Here is a 20678-nt window from a genome sequence, read left to right as displayed (position 1 = left end):
ACCCCATCGGACCGTCATGGGCTCGGTAGGCAGGGTCGGCAAGGTCGTTCTCGTCACCGGGGTCTCACGTGACCTCGGTCGGCGGTTCGCGCGTGCCGTGGCCTCCGACCCGGCGGTCTCCCGGGTCATCGGCGTCGATGTCGTCCCCCCTCGCGGGGACGTCGGAGACGTCTCGTTCGTGCGGGCCGACATCCGCAACCCCGTCATCGCGAAGATCATCGCCAAGGAGGACGTCGACACCGTCGTCCACATGAGCGTGATCGCGACCCCCGGATCTGCCGGGGGGCGCAACACGATGAAGGAGCTCAACGTCATCGGGACGATGCAGCTCCTCGCGGCCTGCCAGAAGGCACCCAGCCTCCAGCACCTGGTCGTGAAGTCGACGACCACGGTCTACGGCGCCAGCAGCCGCGACCCGGCGATGTTCACCGAGGACATGGAGCCGCGGCGCGCACCCCGGGCGGGCTACGCCAAGGACGTCGCGGAGATCGAGGGCTACGTGCGCGGGTTCGCCCGACGCCGGCCCGACGTGCGCGTGACGATGCTCCGCGCGGCCAACGTGATCGGCCCCAACGTCACCAGCCCGATCACCTCCTACTTCCGGCTGCCCGTCATCCCCACGGTCCTGGGGCACGACGCCCGGATGCAGTTCCTGCACGAGCAGGACCTCATGGATGTGCTCGCCCACGCCGTGCGCAACGACGTCCCCGGCACCTTCAACGTCGCCGGCGACGGCGTGCTGATGCTCTCCCAGGCCGTACGCCGGATGCAGCGGCCCTCCGTGCCGATGCCGGCCTTCGCCGTGGGCAAGGTCGGGTCCACCCTGCGCCAGGCACGCGTCGCGGAGTTCTCTCCCGAGCAGCTCAGCTTCCTCACCTACGGACGCGGGGTCGACACCACCCGGATGCGCCGGGTGCTCGGCTTCGACCCCAAGTACTCCACCGCCGAGGCGTTCGCCGACTTCGTCTCGCTGCTCCCGCCGACCGGCGGCCGCTCCGAGCGGGTGCTCGCCGGCCTGGCCCGCCAGCTGCCGCCGCCCGGCCCGACCCTCCCGCCGCCCCCCGAGCCCGTAGGAGCCGACCATGGGTGACGCCGAGATCATCCCGATCGGCACGCGCGGCCGACCCGGTCGCGGCACCGGCAAGGCGCCGAGCACCGCCGCCCGGAGTCTCGCTCCCGCGGCGCGTCCGGCCGCCGCCGCCCAGCGCAAGGCAGCGCCCAAGGCCCCCGCCGACCCGGTGCTCGAGCACGACGACGAGCAGGTGATCGAGGTCCCCGTGGCCGACGAGGCGCGGGTGCCGGTCACGACCGCCGAGCGGTCGCCCCTGGGAGGCATTCCCGCCGGCGACTGGCTGGGTGCGTTCCAGCACGCCGCGCGCGAGGTGTTCGGCGACCAGTGGGAGCCGCAGCTCGCGCGCTTCCTGGCCTTCCTGCGCCGCCGGGTCACCGGCGACTACGTCGTCGACGAGTACGGTTTCGACGCCGAGATCACCCAGCGCTTCTTCATGGCCGCCCTGCGGCCGATCGCGGACAAGTGGTTCCGCATCGAGGTCCGCGGTGCCGAGAACATCCCCACCGACGGCGGCGCCCTGGTGGTCTCCAACCACTCGGGCACCATCCCGGTCGACGGCCTGATGACGATGGTCTCCATCCACGACACGACCGGGCGCTACCTCCGCCCGCTCGGGGCCGACCTGGTCTTCAAGCTGCCGGTCGTGAGCACCCTGGCCCGCAAGGGCGGCGCGACCCTGGCCTGCACCGAGGACGCCGAGCGCATGCTCAGCGGGGGCGAGCTGGTCGGCGTGTGGCCCGAGGGCTTCAAGGGCATCGGCAAGCCCTACTCCGACCGCTACAAGCTCCAGCGCTTCGGTCGCGGCGGCTTCGTCGCGGCGGCGATCCGCACCGGCGTGCCGATCGTGCCGCTCTCGGTCGTGGGTGCCGAGGAGATCTACCCCCTGGTCGGCAACGTGCCGTCCCTGGCGCGGCTCCTGGGGCTGCCCTACATCCCGATCACGCCGTTCTTCCCGCTGCTCGGCCCGCTCGGCCTGGTGCCGCTGCCGTCCAAGTGGCTGCTGGAGTTCGGCGAGCCGATCCGCACCGACGAGTACGAACCCGGCGCCGCCGACGACCCGATGCTCGTCTTCAACGTCACCGACCAGGTGCGCGAGACCATCCAGCAGACGCTCTACTCGCTGCTGATGAAGCGGCAGTCCGTCTTCCGCTGAGGCGGCAGCCGGTCAGGGAGTGGTCAGGCCGCCGGTGACGTCGCCGACGGAGTCGCCCGCGTCCTGCAGGATCTGACCGACGTCGGGCAGCGACGGGCTGGAGGTCGGCGAGGTCGTGCCGCCGCCGGTGAGGCCCTGCGTCAGCGTCCCGATGGGGTCGTTGGCGTTGGCGCCGGTGCCCTGCTGGGTGGTGGTGCCGCCGGCCTCGGTGGTCTCGTCGGGAGGCGTGAGGACGCTGCCGGGGGGCAGGCTGGCGTCGACGCCCGGGACCTGCGGGTGGTTCTTCTTGCCGCCGGGGTTGCTGCCCGGACGGATCGGCGAGCCGGCGGTGTGCACGGCCCCGGCGGCGTCGGTGCCGGAGGCGACGGGGGCGAGGATCGCCGGGATCTGGGTGATGCCGCCCGCGCACGTGGGGCAGGCCTGGTGGGCCGCCGCGTCGATGGTGATCAGGACCTGGGCGGCGTGCATGAGCTCGTCGCGGGCCTCGGCCGGCACGACCGGCTCGAGGGCGACCAGCTCGTCGAGGCTGGATGCGGCGAAGTCGCGCAGCTCGGTGATCGAGGCCTGGTCGCCGCTGTCGGCGTAGTCGGACAGCAGCAGGTCGGAGGCCTCCGCGGCCTGGTCGGTGAAGGTGTTGAGGGTGTCGGCGATGGCCAGGTTGTCCTGGAGGTCGCCGCCCCGGCTGAGCTGGGTGACCTCGTCGAGGCGGCCCGAGGCGTTGGCCAGGAGGGTGGCGCCCTTCTCGCCCTGGCCCATCGCCACGCCCGTCTCGGCGTTCTCGATGGCCCGCTTGATCGGGTAGAGCACGTCGCCGGGCAGCGCGCTCTGTGCGGCCATCGCCATCGAGGTCGTGGCACCGACCAGCGCGAGACCACCGACGGCGGCGGCGATGCGGCGGTCGCGGGCGGTCTTGCGGGCGGGGAGCGTGAGGCGGGCGGCCTGTTCGTCGATCTCGGCGGGGACGAGGGCGGTGACGGCCTCGGCCAGGAGCTGCTCGCGCAGCGAGGCGACGAAGGCGGGACGGGCGGACACCGGGGGCGTGTCACGGAGGGCGCCGACGAGCTCGAGGAGGTCGGCGTACCGCGCGTCGGACCCGGAGGTCGAGGGAGCCTCGACCTGGGCTGCGAACTCCTCGGCGCGCCGTCGCGCCGCGAACACGGGTGTCATCTCGTCCGTCCTGTCACGTCATCGGCGAGGTCCCGGTGGAGGGGCCCCGACGTGGACATCAACGACGTGTGGGCTGGCGAGGTTACGGCGCAGATCACATCGGTAGTGGGGATTTCAACGAGGGTGTTCATCAGTCCCGGATCCCCTCGGGCATCAGCTTGGCGAGGTTGCGGACCCCGCGAAGCTGGAGCTGCTTCACGGCGCCGTCGCTGCGGCCCAGGACCGCGGCGGTCTCGGCGATCGACATGCCCTGCAGGAAGCGCATGATCAGGCAGTCGCGCTGCTCGTGCGGGAGCTCCTTGAGGGCCTTGAGCAGGACCTCGTTGGTGAGCCCGGCCAGCACCGAGGACTCCGGGCCCTCGGTGGCGTCGTCGTGCAGGCCCATGTCCTCGGTGGTCAGCTCGAGGCGGGTGCGGCCGGCCTTGAAGTGGTCGGTGGCGAGGTTGCGGGCGATGGTCATCAGCCAGGCGCCGAAGTCCTTGCCCTGCCAGCGGAAGTTGGTCATGCTCCGCAGCGCCCGGAAGAACGTCTCCGAGGTGAGGTCCTCGGCCAGCGTCGTGGAGCGGGTGCGGTAGAAGAGGAAGCGGTAGACCGACGTCTGGTAGTGGTCGTAGAGCAGGCCGAACGCCTCGGAGTCGCCTGTGCGGGCCAGCTCGACGAGGGCGATCAGGCGGGTGCGGTCGGCCTCGGACTCCTCCGAGGACGTCGCCAGGTCTGCGTCGCCGAAGCCGTCGGGACCCGACGGGGCGCCCGGGTCGCCGAGCGAGGTGTTGACCTCGTCGTCGGCGACCGCGGACATGAGGAGGAAGCGTGCGTCGCCGGGTGCGGCTGCGGCACCGCCGGCGAGGGCCGGGCCGGGGCCGAGGAGCATCTGGGCAACGGCAGCACGGAGCGCGTCCAACCCGCGCTCGAAATCATGGCCGCCCCACGACATGGTGAATGCCCTCCCGATAGCTTCCCCCGAAGCCTTCGTCATGGTACGGCTGTGCACCGAGGCATGTGAACCCTTCGGTAACAAAACGTGGGCCATGCCACGTTGGTAAAGAAGCCGGGTCAGCGACGACGTCCGCGCAGGGCCACCCCGGCCGCGACGGCGCCGCTGGTGGCGCCGGCGAGGGCCCCCACCAGCAGTCCGGCCCGGGCCGCCTTGCGCCCCGTCCGGTAGTCGCGGATCCGCCACCCCTCGTGACGCGCGTGGGCGCGCAGGCGCGCGTCCGGGTTGATGGCGCAGGGGTCGCCGACCATGGCCAGCATCGGCAGGTCGTTGTAGCTGTCGGAGTAGGCCGAGCAGGCCGAGAGGTCGAGGTTCTCCCGCGCGGCGAGCGCCTTCACGGCCTCGCCCTTGGCGGGCCCGTGCAGGAGGTCGCCGACCAGGCGGCCGGTGTAGACCCCGTCCACGTGCTCCGCGACGGTGCCCATCGCACCGGTCAGCCCGAGGCGCCGGGCGATGATCGAGGCGATCTCGATGGGGGCGGCGGTGACCAGCCAGACCCGCTGGCCCTGGTCGAGGTGGAGCTGGGCCAGCGCACGGGTGCCGGGCCAGATGCGGTGGGCCATGGCCTCGTCGAAGATCTCCTCGCCGAGCTCCTCCAGCTCCTGCACGGTGTGGCCGGCGATGAAGCTGAGCGCGGAGTTGCGGGCGTCGGCGACGTGGGCGGGGTCCTCGACGCCCACGATCCGGAAGTAGGCCTGCTTCCAGGCGGCCCCGGCGATCTCGCGGGTGGTGAAGAACTTGCGCCGGTGCAGCCCGCGCGCCAGGTGGAAGATGCTGGCGCCCTGCATGACGGTGTTGTCGACGTCGAAGAACGCGGCCGACGTCGGGTCCGCCGGGGTGTCCAGCGCGGTCTCGACCTCGGCGGCGGCAGCGGCTGCCTCGCCGGCCAGGGTCGAGCGCTGCTTGAGGTTCAGCGGCCGGCGGCTCTTCTCGGGCGGCGGGGTCACACGCGCAGCGTAGACCCCATCCGGACGGCTCCGCGGGCCCTGCCCGCGTGTGGAATCATCCCCCCATGCCTGACAAGCCCTCCGGGCACACGGACCTGGCCGACCTCGTCGCGGACGCCGCCGCCGAGAGCCCCGACCGGCTGGCGCTCGTCGAGGCAGGGGGCCGCAGCCTCACCTGGGGCGAGCTCGACGACGAGGTCGGGCGGATCGCCACCGGCCTCGGTGCTGCGGGCGTCGTCGCCGGGCACCGGGTGCTGATCGCCGTCGGCAACCGCATCGAGTTCGTGACGTCGTACCTCGGGGTGCTGCGCGCCCAGGTCGTCGCCGTCCCGGTCAACCCCCGGGCCACCGCGGGCGAGATCGCCCGGATGATCGCCGACTCGGGGTCCCGAATGGTCGTGACGGACACCGACACGGTCCCGACGGTGCGCGAGGCCGTCGGCCATGTCGTCGCGGCCCTGGACGGGGACACCGCCGGGCTCGGTGACTTCGACCAGGACCTGCTGTCGCGCGCGGTGAAGCCGCGGATCGTCGTGGTCGGGGGCACCCTGCTGCCGGGGGAGCGTTCCTACGACCACTTGCGGGCCGACAGTGCGCGGCCGGTGCCGCCGCTGCAGGACCCCGAGAAGCTGGCCGCGCTCCTCTACACCTCCGGCACGTCCGGCCGGCCGCGCGCCGCGATGCTGACCCACCGTGCCCTGCTGGCCAACATCGAGCAGGTCGCCCAGGTCGAGCCCAAGATGATCCACGGAGACGACGTGGTGCTGGGCGTGCTGCCGCTCTTCCACGTCTACGGCCTCAACGCCGTGCTCGGCGGGGTGCTCCGGCACCGGGCCAAGCTCGTGCTGGTCGACCGCTTCGACCCGCAGGGGACCCTCGACCTCATCGAGGACGAGGCCTGCAGCGTCGTCCCGGTCGCGCCGCCCGTCTTCGCCTACTGGCAGCCGGTCGACGGCCTCGAGGAGCGGCTCGGCCCGGTCCGGCTGATGCTGTCCGGCTCGGCGCCGCTGTCGCCCGAGCTGGTCACGGCGTTCACCGCGCGCACCGGCATCCCGGTCCACCAGGGCTACGGGCTGACCGAGGCCTCGCCGGTCGTGACCAGCACGCTGTGCAGCCGGGAGCTCCAGGCCGGGTCGGTCGGCGCCGCCCTGCCCGGCATCGACATCCGCCTCGTCGACGACTCCGGACGCACGCCCGAGGGGGAGGACCCGGGCGAGATCCAGATCCGCGGCACCAACCTCTTCAGCGGCTACTGGCCCGACGGTGCCGGCGGCCCCGACGCCGACGGCTGGTGGTCGACCGGCGACGTGGGATTCCTCGACGCCACCGGCGACCTCTTCCTGGTCGACCGGCTCAAGGAGCTCGTCATCGTCTCGGGCTTCAACGTCTACCCGGTCGAGGTCGAGGAGGTCATCCGCGAGGTCGAGGGCGTGACCGAGGCGGCCGTGATCGGCGTCGACGACCCCGTCACCGGCGAGGCCGTGATCGCCTACGTGCGCTCCGCCGACGGCGACCCGGCGACGGTCGAGGCCGCGGTGCGGGCCCACTGCGAGGAGCGGCTGGCCCGCTTCAAGCAGCCCAGCCGGATCGAGGTCGTCGACCAGCTGCCCCTCACGGTGACCGGCAAGGTCCAGAAGGGCCGGCTGCGGACCATGGAGCGCCGCCGCGCCCTCGGGCTGCTCGAGGGCTGACTGGTGGCTGCTCGCGTCACCCTCTACTCCCGGCCCGGGTGCCACCTGTGCGACGACGCCCGCATCCGCATCGCCGCCGTCTGCGAGGAGCTGGGGGAGGAGTACGTCGAGGTCTCCATCGACGACGACCCGGACCTGCAGGCGCGCTTCGGCGAGGAGATCCCGGTGACCTTCGTCGACGGTCGCCAGCACGACTTCTGGCGGGTCGACCCGGCCCGCCTGCGCGCCGCCCTGACCCGGCCCTGACCCCGCCGTGACCCGCCGGTAGCACCCCGGAGCGCGTGGGTCATCTCACATGTGCTAGCCGACCCCGTGTGCGGCCCGGCCGGTGGCCCGGACCAGCCTCCCGTCTCGGTTTGTTCTCACGTTCACAAACTCCTACAGTGATCGAGCCGCATGGACGAGAACGGGCTGTTCCCCGCCCGGATCCCGCGGCCGAATCCATAGGCATGGAGACGAGAGCCTTGACCGCACGGACATCCCCCGAGAGCGCCCGGGACATCCCCGAGGCCACCGTCGCTCGGCTGCCCGTCTACCTCCGCGCCCTGACCACCCTCTCCGAGCAGGGCACCGGCACCTGCTCGTCCGAGGACCTCGCCGCCGCAGCGGGCGTCAACAGCGCCAAGCTCCGCAAGGACCTCTCCTACCTCGGCAGCTACGGCACCCGCGGCGTCGGTTACGACGTCGACTACCTGCGCTACCAGATCGCCCGCGAGATCGGCGTGACCCAGGACTGGCCCGTGGTCATCGTCGGCATCGGCAACCTCGGCCACGCGCTCGCCAACTTCTCCGGGTTCCGCAGCCGCGGCTTCCGCGTCGTCGCGCTGCTCGACGCCGACCCGCAGCGCCACCGCGAGGTGGTCGCCGGGATCGACGTACGCCCCTTCGACGACCTCGAGCAGATCGTCCGCGACCACGGCGTGGCCATCGGCGTGATCGCGACGCCGGCGCTCGCCGCCCAGGACGTCGCGGACCGGATGGTCGGCTGCGGGATCAGCTCGATCCTGAACTTCGCACCGGTGGTGCTCTCGGTGCCCGACGGGGTGGACGTCCGCAAGGTCGACCTCTCCATCGAGCTGCAGATCCTCGCCTACCACGAGCAGCGCAAGGCGCACGGCGAGGCGATCGCCGACGCAGGGGAGGCAACGGCATGAGCCACTACACCCCACGAAACTGCTCGCTTCGCTCACACTTCCGCGGGGACCCCGAATGAGCGTCCTGGTGGTGGGCATCTCCCACAACTCCGCACCCGTCTCCCTGCTCGAGCGGGTGGCACTCGACGCCGACGGCGTGCACAAGCTGGTCCACGACGCGGCCTCGTGCGAGCACGTCACCGAGGCCACCGTCATCTCGACGTGCAACCGGCTGGAGATCTACGCCGACGTCGACCGCTTCCACGGCTCCGTCGAGGAGGTCTCGCGGCTGCTGGTGCAGCGGGCCGGCGAGACCGCCGAGGCGATGCTGCCGCACCTCTACGTGCACTACGACGACGGCGCGGTCTCCCACCTCTTCCAGGTGGCGGCCGGGCTCGACTCGATGGCCGTGGGCGAGGGGCAGATCCTCGGGCAGACCCGCGAGGCACTGCGGCTGGGCCAGGAGCTCGGCACCGTCGGCTCGGGCCTGAACACCCTCTTCCAGCAGGCCCTCCGGGTCGGCAAGCGCTCGCGCGCCGAGACCGACATCGACCGGGCCGCCCCCTCCCTGGTGACCGCGGCGCTCGAGCGCTCCGGTGCCGCCGTCGGCGAGGTCGCCGGCAAGCGGGTCGTCGTCGTCGGGGCAGGTGCCATGGCCGGGCTGTCGACCGCCACGGTGTCCCGGCTGGGCGCCGCCCACGTCACCGTCGTCAACCGGACGGCCGGCAACGCCGACCGCCTCGCCGGACAGTACGGCGCCCGCCCGGCGCCGCTGGCCCAGCTCCCCGCCGAGCTCGCGCAGGCCGACATCGTGATCACCTGCACCGGCGCCACCGGCGTGCTGGTCACCACCGACATGGTCCGCGAGGCCCGGCCCGACGGCCGGCCGCTGGCCCTCATCGACCTCGCGCTCCCGCACGACGTCGACCCCGGCGTGGCGGACCTGCCCGGCGTCACCCTGATCAACCTCGCCGAGCTGGCCGAGGAGCTGCGCACGTCCGTGACCGGCCAGGAGGTCGGCAACGTCCGCCGGATCGTGGCGCAGGAGGTCGCGGCCTTCCTGTCCGCGCGCCGCCAGGCGAGCGTCACCCCGACCGTGGTCGCCCTCCGCTCGATGGCCACCTCCGTGGTCGACGCCGAGATGGAGCGGCTCGCCGGCCGGCTGCCGGACCTGGACGAGGACTCCCGTGCCGAGGTCCTCCAGGCCGTCCGCCGCGTGGCCGACAAGCTGCTCCACCAGCCGACCGTGCGGGTCCGGGAGCTGGCCAACGAGACCGGCGCCGTCTCCTACGCCGCCGCGCTCGCCGAGCTGTTCGCGCTCGACCCCGAGGCCGTCGACGCCGTCACCCGACCGGAGGGACTTGAATGACCAAGCCCGTCCGCATCGGCACCCGCCGCTCCCTCCTCGCCACCACCCAGGCCGGCCACGTCGCCGAGATGGTCCGCGAACGTCTCGGCCGCGAGGCAGTGCTCGTCGAGGTCACCACCGAGGGCGACCTCAGCCAGGCCTCGGGCGTCCCCCTGGCCGGCTCGTCGAACACCGGTGTCTTCGTCGGGGCGCTCCGGGATGCGCTGCTGCGCGGCGACGTGGACGTCGCGGTGCACTCGCTCAAGGACCTCCCCACCTACCCGCACGACGGCATCGCGCTCGCCGCCGTACCCCTCCGCGAGGACCCGCGCGACGTGGTCGTCGCCCGCGACGGGCTCACCCTCGGGGAGCTCCCGGTCGGCAGCCGCGTCGGCACCGGCTCGCCGCGACGCGTGGCCCAGCTGCACGCGCTCGGCCTCGGTTTGGAGATCGACGGGATCCGCGGGAACGTGGACACCAGGATCGGCAAGGTCCGCTCCGGCGAGTACGACGCCGTGGTCCTGGCCCGTGCGGGCCTGGCCCGGATCGGCCGGCTCGACGAGGCCACCGAGGTGCTCGACCCGCTGCAGATGCTCCCCGCCCCCGGGCAGGGTGCGCTGGGCATCGAGTGCCGGGCGGACGACGCCGATCTGCTGGGACAGCTGGCACTGCTCGACGACGGGCCCACGCACGCGGCGGTCACCGCCGAGCGCGCGGTGCTCGCCACCCTCGAGGGCGGCTGCTCGGCGCCGATCGGGGCGCTGGCGGAGGTCGTCGAGGGAGAAGACGGGGACGAGATCTGGGTCAGGGCGATCGCCCTGTCCCTCGATGGGGGCCTGGCGGTGCGGATGTCCGCATCGGGAGGCCCGACCGACGCCGTCGGCGTCGGGACCCGCCTGGCGAGCGAGATGCTCGCCGACGGGGCTGCACGGCTGGCAGACCGCCTGGAAGACCGCCTGGAAGACACAGACAAGAGGCAGAACGCATGACGCGAGGCAAGACCACCACCACCTCGACCACGGGAGCCACCCGGGGCTGGGTGTCGTTCGTCGGCAGTGGCCCGGGTGACCCGGGTCTGCTCACGGTCCGTGCCGTCGACCTGCTCAAGCAGGCCGACGTCGTCGTCACCGAGGTGCCCGAGCACGCGGGCCTGGTGCGCAGGCTGCTCGGCCTCCCCACACCCGTGGTCGCCGAGGACGGCGAGGAGCAGGCGCCGGTCGCCGGCCCCGAGATCGTCGACGGCGGCTTCGGCGAGGACGGCCAGCCGCTGACCCACGCGGCCCGGGCCAAGGTCGTCGTCAAGCACGCCAAGAAGGGCGCCCGCGTCGTGCGCCTGATGGCCGGCGACCCGTTCCTCTATGCCTCCGGTCCCGAGGAGGCCCAGTCCTGCGTGAAGGCCGGGCTCGGCTTCGAGATCGTCCCGGGCGTCTCCTCGGTCAGCGCGGTCCCGGCCTACGCCGGCATCCCGCTCACCACCAAGGACAACCGCGAGATGGCCGTGGTCACGTGCGGTGACAAGGTCGACTGGTCGCAGTACGCCGACAAGCGCACGCTCGTGCTGCTCTCGGCCGTCGGCATGATCGGCGACATCGCCAAGGCGCTCGTCGATGCCGGCCGCTCCCCGCAGACCCCGGTCGCCATGACCCGCGTCGGCACCACCACCGAGCAGGCCACGGTCGTCTCCGACCTCGAGCACGTCGCGGCCGACGCCCGCGCCGCCCGGATGGCCCCGCCGGCCATCACGGTGATCGGCGATGTCGTCGACCTCCGCGAGACGCTGTCGTGGTTCGAGACCAAGCCGCTGTTCGGCTGGCGCGTGCTGGTGCCCCGCACCAAGGAGCAGGCCGGCTCGCTCTCGGAGCGCCTCCGCGGCTACGGCGCGGTGCCGGAGGAGGTCCCGACCATCTCCGTCGAGCCGCCCCGCAACCCGCTGCAGATGGACAAGGCCGTGCGCGGCCTCGTCGAGGGCCGCTACGAGTGGATCGCCTTCACCTCGGTCAACGCCGTCAAGGCGGTCCGGGAGAAGTTCGAGGAGTACGGCCTGGACGCACGTGCCTTCTCCGGCCTGAAGATCGCCGCCGTCGGGGACAAGACCGCCCAGGCCATCGCCGCCTGGGGCCTGCGCGCCGACCTGGTCCCGTCCGGTGAGCAGTCCGCCGCCGGCCTGCTCGAGGACTGGCCCGAGTACGACGAGCTGCTGGACCCGATCAACCGGGTCTTCCTGCCGCGCGCCGACATCGCCACCGAGAACCTCGTGGCCGGCCTGATCGACCTCGGCTGGGAGTGCGACGACGTCACGGCCTACCGCACGGTGCGGGCCACCCCGCCGCCGGCGCCGACCCGTGACGCGATCAAGACCGGCAAGTTCGACGCGGTCGTGTTCACCTCGTCCTCGACCGTGCGCAACCTCGTCGGCATCGCCGGCAAGCCGCACCCCTCGACGATCATCGCCGTCATCGGCCCCGCCACGGCCAAGACCGCCGAGGAGCACGGGCTCCGGGTCGACGTGCTGTCGCCCAAGCCCGACGTGGACGCGCTCACCGACGCGCTCGCCGACTTCGGTGCCGCCCGCCGCGACGCCATGGTCGAGGCCGGCCAGCCGGTCACCAAGCCGTCCGAGCGCAAGCCCTCCGCCCGCCGGAAGGCCTCCACCTCGCGATGACCGAGCCCGTCGTGCCCCCGGTGTCCGGACCGACCGTCCGGCCCCGTCGCCTGCGCACCACCCCGGCCCTGCGCCGGATGGTCGCGGAGACGTCGCTCGAGGCCCGGCAGCTGGTGCTGCCGGTCTTCGTGCGGGAGGGGCTCGACGCGCCCCGCCCGATCGGCTCGATGCCCGGGGTCGTCCAGCACACCCGCGGGTCGCTGCTCAAGGCCGTCACCGAGGCGGCCGAGCTGGGCCTCGGCGGCGTGATGCTCTTCGGCATCCCGTCGACGAAGGACGCCGTCGGCTCCGGGGCGATCGATCCCGCGGGGATCCTGAACGTCGCGATCGCCGACGTCGTCGCCGAGGTCGGTGACGCGATCACGGTGATGAGCGACCTGTGCCTCGACGAGTTCACCGACCACGGCCACTGCGGCGTCCTGACCGCGGACGGGAAGGTCGACAACGACCGGACCCTCGCGGCGTACGCCGAGATGGGGCTCGCCCACGCCGCCGCCGGCGTCGACATGGTCGGGCCCAGCGGCATGATGGACGGCCAGGTGCGGGTGATCCGCGAGGCGCTCGACGCCGCACAGCACACCGACGTCTCGATCCTGGCCTACTCCGCGAAGTACGCCTCCGCGTTCTTCGGCCCCTTCCGCGAGGCCGTCGACTCCTCGCTGGTCGGCGATCGACGTACCTACCAGCAGGACCCCGGCAACGCCGTCGAGGGCGTCCGGGAGACGCTGCTCGACGTCGCCGAGGGCGCCGACATCGTGATGGTGAAGCCGGCCCTGGCCTACCTCGACGTGATCCGCCGGGTGCGCGACGCCGTCGACGTCCCGGTCGCGGCGTACAACGTCTCCGGTGAGTTCGCCATGCTCGAGGCCGCCGCCGCGAACGGCTGGATCGACCGGGAGCCGGCCATCCTGGAGACCCTCACCTCGATCCGCCGCGCCGGCGCCGACATCGTGCTGACCTACTGGGCGGCCGAGGCGGCCCGGCTGCTCCCCCGTCGCTGACCGACGGACCCGCACACGCAGAACGGCCCGGACCGATGGTCCGGGGCCGTTCGCTTGCGTCTGGCTGGTGCTCAGTTGCCCGTCAGGTCGGCCACGCACTGGTCGAAGGCGTCGTTGGCGTCGAGCGGGTTGTCCACCAGGCCCTGGGCGAGGCACTCGGCGGTCGCCTGGGCGACGGTGAGGACCTCGTCGACCGGCGGCACGGACGGCGTCGGGAGCGGGGGCAGGGTCGGCGTCGGGACCGGGAGGCCGCCACCGCCGCCACCGCCACCGGGCGTGGCCGGGGTCGTGTCGGGCGGGGTGGTGGGAGTGCCGGGGTCCTGGGTGGGCTCGTTGCCGGGGCCCGGGTTGCCGCCGGTCGTGTGGTGCGGGTGCCTGACCGGGTGGTGGTTGCGGACCGGGCCGCTGTTGACGCCCGTCTCGGGGACGAGGTAGCCGGCGGCCGTCGTGGAGGTCGGCACCGAGGTGAAGTCGCCGTCCATGTAGGCCTGCATGATCGACAGGACCAGGTCGACGTAGCTGCTGGAGTGGTTGTAGCGGTAGACCGAGGCGTGCTGGCCCTTGACCGTCGACAGGTCGTCGTTGCCCGAGCAGAGGTAGACCGCGGTCGCCAGCGAGGCGTCGTCGATGTCCTGCGGGTTGCGCTGCGCGTCGCCGTCGGCGTCCACGCCCACGACCGACCAGGTCGAGGGGATGAACTGCATCGGGCCGACCGCGCGGTCGAAACGGGTGTCGGCGTCGTACTGGCCGGCGTCGGTGTCGCGGATCAGCGAGGTGTTGCGCTTGCCGTTGAGCGCGATGCCGTAGATGCCGGGGTGGGCCACGCCGTTGGCGTCCAGGTGGTTGCCGTTGGTGCGTCCGTGGTCGGACTCGACCCGGCCGATCGCGGCGACCAGCTGCCAGGGCAGGTTGCAGGTCTTGTCGGCGGAGTTGATGACCGTCTCCGCGCGCTGGTAGGCGGCCAGGGCGGCCGACGGGATGCCGGAGGTGGAGGCGGTGGTGACGGCCTGGTGGGCGTTGCCCACGCCGGGGGCGACGGTGCCGGGCACCGAGACGCTGGCCGGGGCCTCGATGGCCTCGGTCGGGACGCTCGTGCCGTCGGGCAGGATCTGGGACGGGTTCTCGTCGGCGGAGGCGGCCTCCGTGGCTCCGACGCCGGCGATGCTGGCCGTCCAGGCAGCCGACAGGAGCGCCAGTGGCACGAGTGCCGAGGCCTTCTGCATGCGACCGAATCGCGGTGTTGACATCGCGTTGCTCTCCCTGTTGTTTCACGCTACCTGTCGTGCTCCCTCAAGCACCACGTGTGACGTGATAACGAATGCTGTCACAGCGAGTTACGGGCGGCCCCTGTGTGACCACGGTCGCACACGCTCGGGGGAAGCACTTCTGAAACGACCCTTCCCACCGCTCGTGACGGCGAAACAACGGGCCTTGTCGAGTGGTCCAGCCCACCCGCACGCGGGGGCCGGGGTGACCTCGACGGGGACCGGTTGATCGCGTCGAGGACAATCGCAGGTGTGACCCCCGTCGAGACTGCCCAGACCGCGACGTCCGCAGCGCTGTTCGAGCGCGCCCGCGCGGTCACCCCCGGCGGCGTGAACTCCCCGGTCCGCGCCTTCAACGCGGTCGGCGGCACCCCCCGCTTCATCCGGTCGGCCCGCGGCGCCTGGCTCACCGACGTCGACGGCAACGACTACGTCGACCTGATCTGCTCGTGGGGGCCGATGCTGCTGGGCCACGCCCACCCCGAGGTGCAGGCGGCCGTCACCGACGCCGTCTCCCGCGGTACGTCGTACGGCACGCCCACCCAGCCGGAGGTCGAGCTGGCCGAGGAGATCGTGGCGCGGGCCCCGGTCGAGAAGGTCCGCTTCGTCTCGTCGGGGACCGAGGCGACCATGTCCGCCATCCGGCTCGCGCGCGGCTTCACCGGCCGGGACGTCGTGGTGAAGTTCGCCGGCTGCTACCACGGTCACGTCGACTCGCTGCTGGCCTCGGCCGGCTCCGGGCTGGCGACCTTCGCGGTGCCCGGGACGCCTGGCGTGCCCGAGTCGTCGACCGCCCTGACGCTGGTCCTGCCCTACAACGACCGGGCCGCGGTGGAGCGGGCTTTCGCCGAGCACGGCGACCGGATCGCGTGCCTGATCACCGAGGCGGCGCCGGGCAACATGGGCGTCGTCCCGCCCGAGCCCGGCTTCAACGCGTTCCTCGCCGAGACCTGCGCCCGCCACGGTGCGCTCTTCGTCAGCGACGAGGTGATGACCGGCTTCCGCGCCAGCCGCACCGGCCAGTGGGGCCTGGACGGCGCCGTCGAGGGGTGGCGCCCCGACCTGGTGACCTTCGGCAAGGTGATGGGCGGTGGCTTCCCCGCGGCCGCCTTCGGCGGTCGCGCCGACGTGATGTCGCGGCTCTCGCCCGAGGGGCCCGTCTACCAGGCCGGCACGCTCTCGGGGAACCCGATCGCCACCACGGCCGGCCTGACCACGCTGCGGCTGGCCACCGACGAGGTCTACGCCCACATCACGGCCGCCGGCGAGACCATCAAGGCCGCGGCCGCGGCCGCGCTGGCGGAGGCCGGCGTGCCCCACGTCGTGCAGGCCACCGGCACGATGTTCTCGGTCTTCTTCACCGACCCCGCCGACGGCCCGGTCCGCGACTTCGCCGACGCCTCGCGCACCGACTCCGCGGCGTACGCCGCCTTCTTCCACGCCATGCTCGACCGGCAGGTCTACCTCCCGCCGTCGGCGTACGAGGCGTGGTTCCTGTCCTCCGCCCACGACGACCGCGCGGTGCAGACCGTGCTGGACGCACTGCCCGCGGCCGCCCGTGCCGCGGCCGCCGCCTCCGAGGGACCCCGATGAGCCAGACGCCCGACACGATCGTCCACCTGCTGCGCCACGGGGAGGTCCACAACCCCGAGGGCGTGCTCTACGGCCAGCGCGACGGTTTCCACCTCTCCGACCTCGGCCGCCGGATGGCCGAGAAGGTCGCCGACGCGATCAAGGAGCGCGACATCGTGCACCTGGTGTCCTCGCCGCTCGAGCGCGCGCAGGAGACCGGGCAGCCGCTGGCCGACGCCCGCGGTCTGCAGATCGTCACCGACCCGCGGGTGATCGAGTCGACCAACGTCTTCGAGGGCAAGCGCTTCGGCAAGGGCGACAACGCCCTCAAGAGCCCTGCCACGTGGCGGCACCTGTGGAACCCGTTCAAGCCGTCGTGGGGCGAGCCCTACAAGGACATCGCCGCGCGGATGATGTCCGCGGTGCACGACGCCCGCGAGGCCGCGACCGGCCACGAGGCCGTCATCGTGTCCCACCAGCTGCCGATCTGGACGACCCGGCTGCACGTCGAGCAGCGCTCGTTCCTCCACGACCCCCGCAAGCGCCAGTGCACGCTGTGCTCGCTCACCTCCTTCCACTTCGTGGGCGACCGGCTGACCCAGGTCTCCTACTCCGAGCCGGCGGGCGACCTGATCCCGACCGGCGACAAGAAGGCGCCCTTCTCGGCCGGCGGCGCGACCGAGGAGAAGCGGCCCTGACCACCCGACTCCGCGCCGCGACCGGCGCCGCGCTTGCCTGCCTGCTCCTGCTGACGGGCTGCAACGGCCTGTCCGGGACCGGTGACAAGGGCTTCGTGACCGGCGACGGCTCGGTCACCGAGGTCGCCCCGTCCGACCGCGGCGACGTCGTCGGGCTCACGGGCAGTGACCTCGACGGCCAGGACGTCGACATCGCGGCCTTCCACGGCAAGCCCGTCGTCGTCGTGGTCTGGGGCTCGTGGTGCACCCCGTGCCGGGCCGAGGCCCCGGACGTGGTGGCCGCCGCCAACGAGCTCGGCGACAAGGCGCAGTTCCTCGGCATCAACATCCGCGACGCCTCGACCGACCAGGCCAAGGGCTTCGTACGCACCTTCGACGTGCCCTACCCCTCGGTGTTCTCGCCCAAGGGCGACGCCCTGCTGGCCTTCCGGGGCACCTTGACGCCCAACTCGATCCCGAGCTTCGTCGTGCTCGACGGCGAGGGCCGGGTGGCCGCGAGCATCATCGGCGAGCTGCCCTCGACCCAGACGCTGGTCGACCTCGTGGGCGACGTCGACACGTCCGGCAAGGTGTCCGCGGATGGGTGACTGGTTCCGCGACACCGCGGCCTCCGGGTCGCTGGTGCTGGCCGTCCCGGTCGCGCTCATCGCGGGGCTGGTGTCCTTCTTCTCCCCGTGCGTGATCCCGCTGCTGCCGGGCTACCTCTCCTACGCCACCGGGCTCTCCGGCGCCGACCTCGCCTCCGGGGCCGCCGACGTGCGCCGCGGCCGGATGCTGGCCGGGTCGCTGCTGTTCGTGCTCGGCTTCTCCTTCGTCTTCGTCGCGATCGGCACCGCCTCCGGCGCCGTCGGTGACTGGCTCTTCGCCTGGCGCGACACGCTCACCCTCGTGCTCGGCGTCTTCACGATCGTGCTCGGGGTCGCCTTCGCCGGCTTCATCCCGCTGCTCCAGCGCGACTGGCGGGTGCACAAGGTGCCCGCCGTCGGGCTCGCGGCGGCACCGCTGCTCGGTGTGCTGTTCGGCCTCGGCTGGACTCCCTGCATCGGCCCGACGCTCGCCGCGATCACCACGCTGTCGCTCAACGAGGCGACCGCGGGCCGCGGCGCGTTCCTCTCTGCCGTCTACTGCGTCGGCCTCGGCCTGCCCTTCGTGGTCGCCGGCCTGGCCTACCGCCGCGCACTGGGTGCCTTCTCCTTCGTACGCCGCCACGAGGCCTGGGTGACCCGGCTCGGCGGCCTGATGCTGGTCGTCGTCGGCATCCTGCTCGTCACCGGGCTGTGGGACCACGCGGTCACCTGGATCCAGCTGCACCTCGTCAACACCTCGCAGGTGAGCGTGTGAGCGCCCCGACCGACCGGCCGACCGGCCAGCGCCCCGAGGGGCACGTCGAGAACCTCGACGAGGACGGCCAGGCTCCCGTCCGCCGCCCCGGCGAGCTCAACGTCCGCGAGCTGCTGCGCTGGACGTGGCGCCAGCTCACCTCCATGCGGACCGCGCTGGTGCTGCTGCTCCTGCTCGCCCTCGCGGCAATCCCGGGCTCGCTGATCCCGCAGACGGGTGTCGACTCGCTCAAGACGTCGCGCTGGCAGGACGCCCACCCGCAGCTCACGCCGGTCTACGAGAAGCTCGGGCTCTTCTCGGTCTACGACTCCGCCTGGTTCTCCGCGATCTACCTGCTGCTGATGGTCTCGCTGGTCGGCTGCATCGTGCCCCGCACGTTCGTCTACTGGCGCGCCCTGCGGTCCCAGCCCCCGCGGGCGCCCCGCAACCTGACCCGCCTCGCCGACCACGCGTCGTACACCACGGACGTGGCGGAGGACGAGGTCCTCGCCGGTGCCGCGGCGGTGCTCCGCAAGCGGCGCTACCGGGTCCGCATCGAGGGCGACGCCGTCTCCGCCGAGCGCGGCTACCTGCGCGAGGCCGGCAACCTGCTCTTCCACCTGTCGGTGCTGGTCGTGCTCGTCGGCTTCGCTCTCGGTGGCCTGTTCGGCTACAAGGGCGGCGTGATCCTGGTGGTCGGCAACGGCTTCTCCAACAACCTCACGCAGTACGACGACTTCGTGCCCGGCAGCCTGTTCAAGTCCTCGGACATGGAGCCGTTCTCGTTCGACATCAAGGACTTCTCGGTCGACTGGCTGACATCCGGGCCGCGGGCCGGCATGGCGCGCGCGTTCGACACCCAGCTGACCTACCGCGAGTCGCCGACGTCGCCGGAGAAGAGCTACGACCTCAAGGTCAACCACCCGCTGACGGTCGGCAACACCGAGGTGTTCCTCATCGGCCACGGCTACGCGCCGGTCATCACGATCCGCGACGGCAAGGGGCACAAGGTCTACAGCGGCCCGACGGTCTTCCTGCCGACCGACCAGAGCTTCGCGTCGTTCGGCGTCGTGAAGGCCCCCGACGCCGAGCCGACCCAGATCGGGCTGGAGGGCGAGTTCTACCCGACGGTGGCGTTCTCCAAGCAGACCGGCTCCTACTTCTCGGCGTTCGGCGACACCCTCGACCCGCTCGTCTCGATGCTCGTCTACACCGGCGACCTCGGGATGGACGACGGGACGCCGCAGTCGATCTACGCGCTCAACAAGGCCGGCACGACGATGCTGACCAAGAAGAACGGCGCGCCCTACCGGATCGACCTGCGCCAGGGCGACACCGTGACGCTGCCCCAGCACCTCGGGACGGTCAGCTTCGACGGCATCCAGCGCTGGAACAAGATCCAGATCAGCCAGACCCCCGGCAAGCGGATCGCGCTCGCCGGCGTGATCCTGGCCCTCGCCGGCCTCCTGGGGTCGTTGTTCATCCGTCCGCGTCGCGTCTGGGTTCGTGTCCGGCGCGAGGGGGACGGCACACTGGTCGAGGCGGCCGCGCTCGACCGCTCGGGCGGCGGTGACGTCGCCGTCGTGCTGGACGAGATCGTGGCGGCGCTGCCGGGGGCCCCGGAGCGCGCCGACAAGAATTCCGAGAAGGAGCAGTCGTGACCGACGCCGCATGGGAGACCCTCAGCAACCAGGCCGTGGCGGCCTGCGGGGTGGTCTACTTCCTCGCGCTGCTCGCGCACCTCGTCGAGTGGTCCTCGCTGCGCAAGGTGCCGGCCGACACGATCGAGGCAGGCTCGGGCGCTTCCTCGCGCGGCGGGGTCGCCGTGGCCACGGGCGGGGCGCCGGACGCCGACGCCAACCGACGTACGGCCCTGTTCGGCCAGCTCGGACTCATGCTCACGGGCCTGGCGGTCGCGCTGCACTTCGTGGGGCTGGTCGGTCGCGGGATGGCCGCGGACCCCAACCGGGTGCCGTGGGGCAACATGTACGAGTTCACGCTCAGCGGCACCTTCGTCGTCGGCATGCTCTACCTGGTGCTGAACCGCCGGCTCGGGCTCTCGTGGATGGCGCCGATCGTGGTCGGCTTCATCCTCACGCTGCTGATGGTCGCCGTGCTGTGGCTCTACGAGCCCGTCGCGCCGCTGACCGAGGCCCTCGACTCCTACTGGCTCGTGATCCACGTCGTGTCCGCGATCCTCGCGACCGGCGCCTTCACGCTCGGTGGCATCACGTCGGCGATCTACCTCGCCAAGGCCAAGTGGGGCGGGGCGGAGACGGGGCCGCTCGCGCGCGTGCCGTCGCTGGCCGTGCTGGACCGGGTCTCCTACCGGATCCACGCCTTCGGCTTCCCGGTGTGGACCTTCGCCGTGCTGATCACGGGCCCGATCTGGGCGCACCAGGCGTGGTCGTCCTACTGGAACTGGGACCCCAAGGAGGTCTGGGCGTTCATCACCTGGGTCGTCTACGCGGCCTACCTGCACGCCCGGTCGACCGCCGGCTGGAAGGGGCGCAACGCCGCCCTCCTCGCGCTGCTCGGCCTGGCCACCCTGTGGTTCAACTTCATCGGGATCAACTACTTCTCGAGCACCAGCCAGCACTCCTACGCGGCGCCGGAGATCTCCCAGCTGAAGTGAGCCGGGGTGGTCGTGTGGGG

The 20678-nt window shown here is 72.3% G+C and carries 19 protein-coding genes; 15 read left to right on the top strand and 4 right to left on the bottom strand.

Annotated elements, in window-relative coordinates; all coding sequences use genetic code 11:
* The first annotated feature begins 16 nt into the window (after nt 1-16).
* Together FB382_RS17405 and FB382_RS17400 are read left to right on the top strand one after the other, a co-directional pair.
* A complete protein-coding gene (locus FB382_RS17405) occupies nt 17-1090 on the top strand; it encodes an NAD-dependent epimerase/dehydratase family protein (protein WP_182540961.1) in 1074 nt (357 codons plus the stop codon).
* Nucleotides 1083-2225 (top strand): lysophospholipid acyltransferase family protein, encoded by a 1143-nt coding sequence (locus FB382_RS17400; protein ID WP_182540960.1) that lies wholly within the window; start codon nt 1083-1085, stop codon nt 2223-2225. Before FB382_RS17405 ends, FB382_RS17400 begins: the two co-directional genes overlap by 8 nt.
* A 12-nt stretch (nt 2226-2237) precedes the next feature.
* Here FB382_RS17400 and FB382_RS17395 read toward each other — a convergent pair whose 3' ends face one another.
* The 3 genes from FB382_RS17395 to FB382_RS17385 form a co-directional block, all read right to left on the bottom strand.
* Nucleotides 2238-3392 carry a DUF5667 domain-containing protein gene (locus FB382_RS17395; RefSeq protein WP_182540959.1) on the bottom strand — a complete coding sequence of 385 codons (1155 nt, stop codon included), beginning with the start codon at nt 3390-3392 and terminating at the stop codon, nt 2238-2240.
* A 130-nt stretch (nt 3393-3522) separates the two neighbouring features.
* Nucleotides 3523-4263, bottom strand: coding sequence for a sigma-70 family RNA polymerase sigma factor (locus tag FB382_RS17390; protein ID WP_246377235.1), 741 nt, complete (start codon nt 4261-4263; stop codon nt 3523-3525).
* Nucleotides 4264-4445: 182 nt separating this feature from the next.
* The gene (locus FB382_RS17385; protein ID WP_182540957.1) at nt 4446-5333 is read right to left on the bottom strand and encodes an HAD-IB family hydrolase; all 888 of its coding nucleotides are present in this window, start codon (nt 5331-5333) and stop codon (nt 4446-4448) included.
* 65 nt (nt 5334-5398) lie between these two features.
* Between FB382_RS17385 and FB382_RS17380 the strand changes: the two genes are divergently transcribed.
* From FB382_RS17380 to hemB, 7 genes are all read left to right on the top strand, one after another.
* Nucleotides 5399-7024, top strand: a complete 1626-nt coding sequence (locus FB382_RS17380) for a class I adenylate-forming enzyme family protein (protein ID WP_182540956.1) — start codon at nt 5399-5401, stop codon at nt 7022-7024.
* 3 nt (nt 7025-7027) lie between these two features.
* Nucleotides 7028-7270: a glutaredoxin family protein gene (locus tag FB382_RS17375; protein ID WP_182540955.1), complete on the top strand. Its 243-nt coding sequence runs from the start codon at nt 7028-7030 to the stop codon at nt 7268-7270.
* A gap of 203 nt (nt 7271-7473) precedes the next feature.
* The gene (locus FB382_RS17370; RefSeq protein ID WP_182540954.1) at nt 7474-8178 is read left to right on the top strand and encodes a redox-sensing transcriptional repressor Rex; all 705 of its coding nucleotides are present in this window, start codon (nt 7474-7476) and stop codon (nt 8176-8178) included.
* A gap of 55 nt (nt 8179-8233) precedes the next feature.
* A complete protein-coding gene (locus FB382_RS17365; protein WP_182540953.1) occupies nt 8234-9526 on the top strand; it encodes a glutamyl-tRNA reductase in 1293 nt (430 codons plus the stop codon).
* Nucleotides 9523-10494 carry a hydroxymethylbilane synthase gene (gene hemC, locus FB382_RS17360; RefSeq protein WP_182540952.1) on the top strand — a complete coding sequence of 324 codons (972 nt, stop codon included), beginning with the start codon at nt 9523-9525 and terminating at the stop codon, nt 10492-10494. Before FB382_RS17365 ends, hemC begins: the two co-directional genes overlap by 4 nt.
* Nucleotides 10491-12167, top strand: coding sequence for a bifunctional uroporphyrinogen-III C-methyltransferase/uroporphyrinogen-III synthase (locus tag FB382_RS17355; RefSeq protein ID WP_182540951.1), 1677 nt, complete (start codon nt 10491-10493; stop codon nt 12165-12167). Before hemC ends, FB382_RS17355 begins: the two co-directional genes overlap by 4 nt.
* Nucleotides 12164-13168 carry a porphobilinogen synthase gene (gene hemB / locus FB382_RS17350; protein ID WP_220481405.1) on the top strand — a complete coding sequence of 335 codons (1005 nt, stop codon included), beginning with the start codon at nt 12164-12166 and terminating at the stop codon, nt 13166-13168. Before FB382_RS17355 ends, hemB begins: the two co-directional genes overlap by 4 nt.
* Before the next feature lie 71 nt (nt 13169-13239).
* Here hemB and FB382_RS17345 read toward each other — a convergent pair whose 3' ends face one another.
* Complete coding sequence (locus FB382_RS17345; protein WP_246377233.1) at nt 13240-14391, bottom strand: lytic transglycosylase domain-containing protein; 1152 nt, start codon at nt 14389-14391, stop codon at nt 13240-13242.
* A gap of 294 nt (nt 14392-14685) precedes the next feature.
* Here FB382_RS17345 and hemL point away from each other — a divergent pair, with 294 nt between their 5' ends.
* From hemL to ccsB, 6 genes are all read left to right on the top strand, one after another.
* Nucleotides 14686-16026 (top strand): glutamate-1-semialdehyde 2,1-aminomutase, encoded by a 1341-nt coding sequence (hemL, locus tag FB382_RS17340; RefSeq protein ID WP_182540949.1) that lies wholly within the window; start codon nt 14686-14688, stop codon nt 16024-16026.
* Entirely contained in the window at nt 16023-16703 is a 681-nt protein-coding gene (locus FB382_RS17335) for a histidine phosphatase family protein (RefSeq protein WP_182540948.1), read from the top strand. Before hemL ends, FB382_RS17335 begins: the two co-directional genes overlap by 4 nt.
* Before the next feature lie 95 nt (nt 16704-16798).
* Nucleotides 16799-17290, top strand: a complete 492-nt coding sequence (locus FB382_RS17330) for a TlpA family protein disulfide reductase (RefSeq protein WP_343055655.1) — start codon at nt 16799-16801, stop codon at nt 17288-17290.
* Entirely contained in the window at nt 17283-18044 is a 762-nt protein-coding gene (locus FB382_RS17325; protein WP_182540947.1) for a cytochrome c biogenesis CcdA family protein, read from the top strand. Before FB382_RS17330 ends, FB382_RS17325 begins: the two co-directional genes overlap by 8 nt.
* The gene (gene resB / locus FB382_RS17320) at nt 18041-19684 is read left to right on the top strand and encodes a cytochrome c biogenesis ResB family protein (RefSeq protein ID WP_182540946.1); all 1644 of its coding nucleotides are present in this window, start codon (nt 18041-18043) and stop codon (nt 19682-19684) included. The genes FB382_RS17325 and resB overlap by 4 nt, the downstream gene beginning before the upstream one ends.
* Nucleotides 19681-20658: a c-type cytochrome biogenesis protein CcsB gene (gene ccsB / locus FB382_RS17315; protein WP_182540945.1), complete on the top strand. Its 978-nt coding sequence runs from the start codon at nt 19681-19683 to the stop codon at nt 20656-20658. The genes resB and ccsB overlap by 4 nt, the downstream gene beginning before the upstream one ends.
* Nucleotides 20659-20678 lie beyond the last annotated feature (20 nt).

The sequence above is a fragment of the Nocardioides ginsengisegetis genome (genome assembly GCF_014138045.1).
GTDB lineage: Bacteria > Actinomycetota > Actinomycetes > Propionibacteriales > Nocardioidaceae > Nocardioides > Nocardioides ginsengisegetis.
Note: the sequence above shows the minus strand (reverse complement) of the source record. Positions and strands in the feature narration are given on the sequence as shown.

Excerpts from the sequence above, each read along its gene's own strand:
- FB382_RS17405 (WP_182540961.1), top strand. The coding sequence starts at position 17 with ATGGGCTCGGTAGGCAGGGTCGGCAAGGTCGTTCTCGTCACCGGGGTC.
- FB382_RS17400 (WP_182540960.1), top strand. The coding sequence starts at position 1,083 with ATGGGTGACGCCGAGATCATCCCGATCGGCACGCGCGGCCGACCCGGT.
- FB382_RS17395 (WP_182540959.1), bottom strand. The coding sequence starts at position 3,392 with ATGACACCCGTGTTCGCGGCGCGACGGCGCGCCGAGGAGTTCGCAGCC.
- FB382_RS17390 (WP_246377235.1), bottom strand. The coding sequence starts at position 4,263 with ATGCTCCTCGGCCCCGGCCCGGCCCTCGCCGGCGGTGCCGCAGCCGCA.
- FB382_RS17380 (WP_182540956.1), top strand. The coding sequence starts at position 5,399 with ATGCCTGACAAGCCCTCCGGGCACACGGACCTGGCCGACCTCGTCGCG.
- FB382_RS17370 (WP_182540954.1), top strand. The coding sequence starts at position 7,474 with ATGGAGACGAGAGCCTTGACCGCACGGACATCCCCCGAGAGCGCCCGG.
- FB382_RS17365 (WP_182540953.1), top strand. The coding sequence starts at position 8,234 with ATGAGCGTCCTGGTGGTGGGCATCTCCCACAACTCCGCACCCGTCTCC.
- hemC (WP_182540952.1), top strand. The coding sequence starts at position 9,523 with ATGACCAAGCCCGTCCGCATCGGCACCCGCCGCTCCCTCCTCGCCACC.
- FB382_RS17355 (WP_182540951.1), top strand. The coding sequence starts at position 10,491 with ATGACGCGAGGCAAGACCACCACCACCTCGACCACGGGAGCCACCCGG.
- hemB (WP_220481405.1), top strand. The coding sequence starts at position 12,164 with ATGACCGAGCCCGTCGTGCCCCCGGTGTCCGGACCGACCGTCCGGCCC.
- FB382_RS17345 (WP_246377233.1), bottom strand. The coding sequence starts at position 14,391 with ATGCAGAAGGCCTCGGCACTCGTGCCACTGGCGCTCCTGTCGGCTGCC.
- FB382_RS17335 (WP_182540948.1), top strand. The coding sequence starts at position 16,023 with ATGAGCCAGACGCCCGACACGATCGTCCACCTGCTGCGCCACGGGGAG.
- FB382_RS17325 (WP_182540947.1), top strand. The coding sequence starts at position 17,283 with ATGGGTGACTGGTTCCGCGACACCGCGGCCTCCGGGTCGCTGGTGCTG.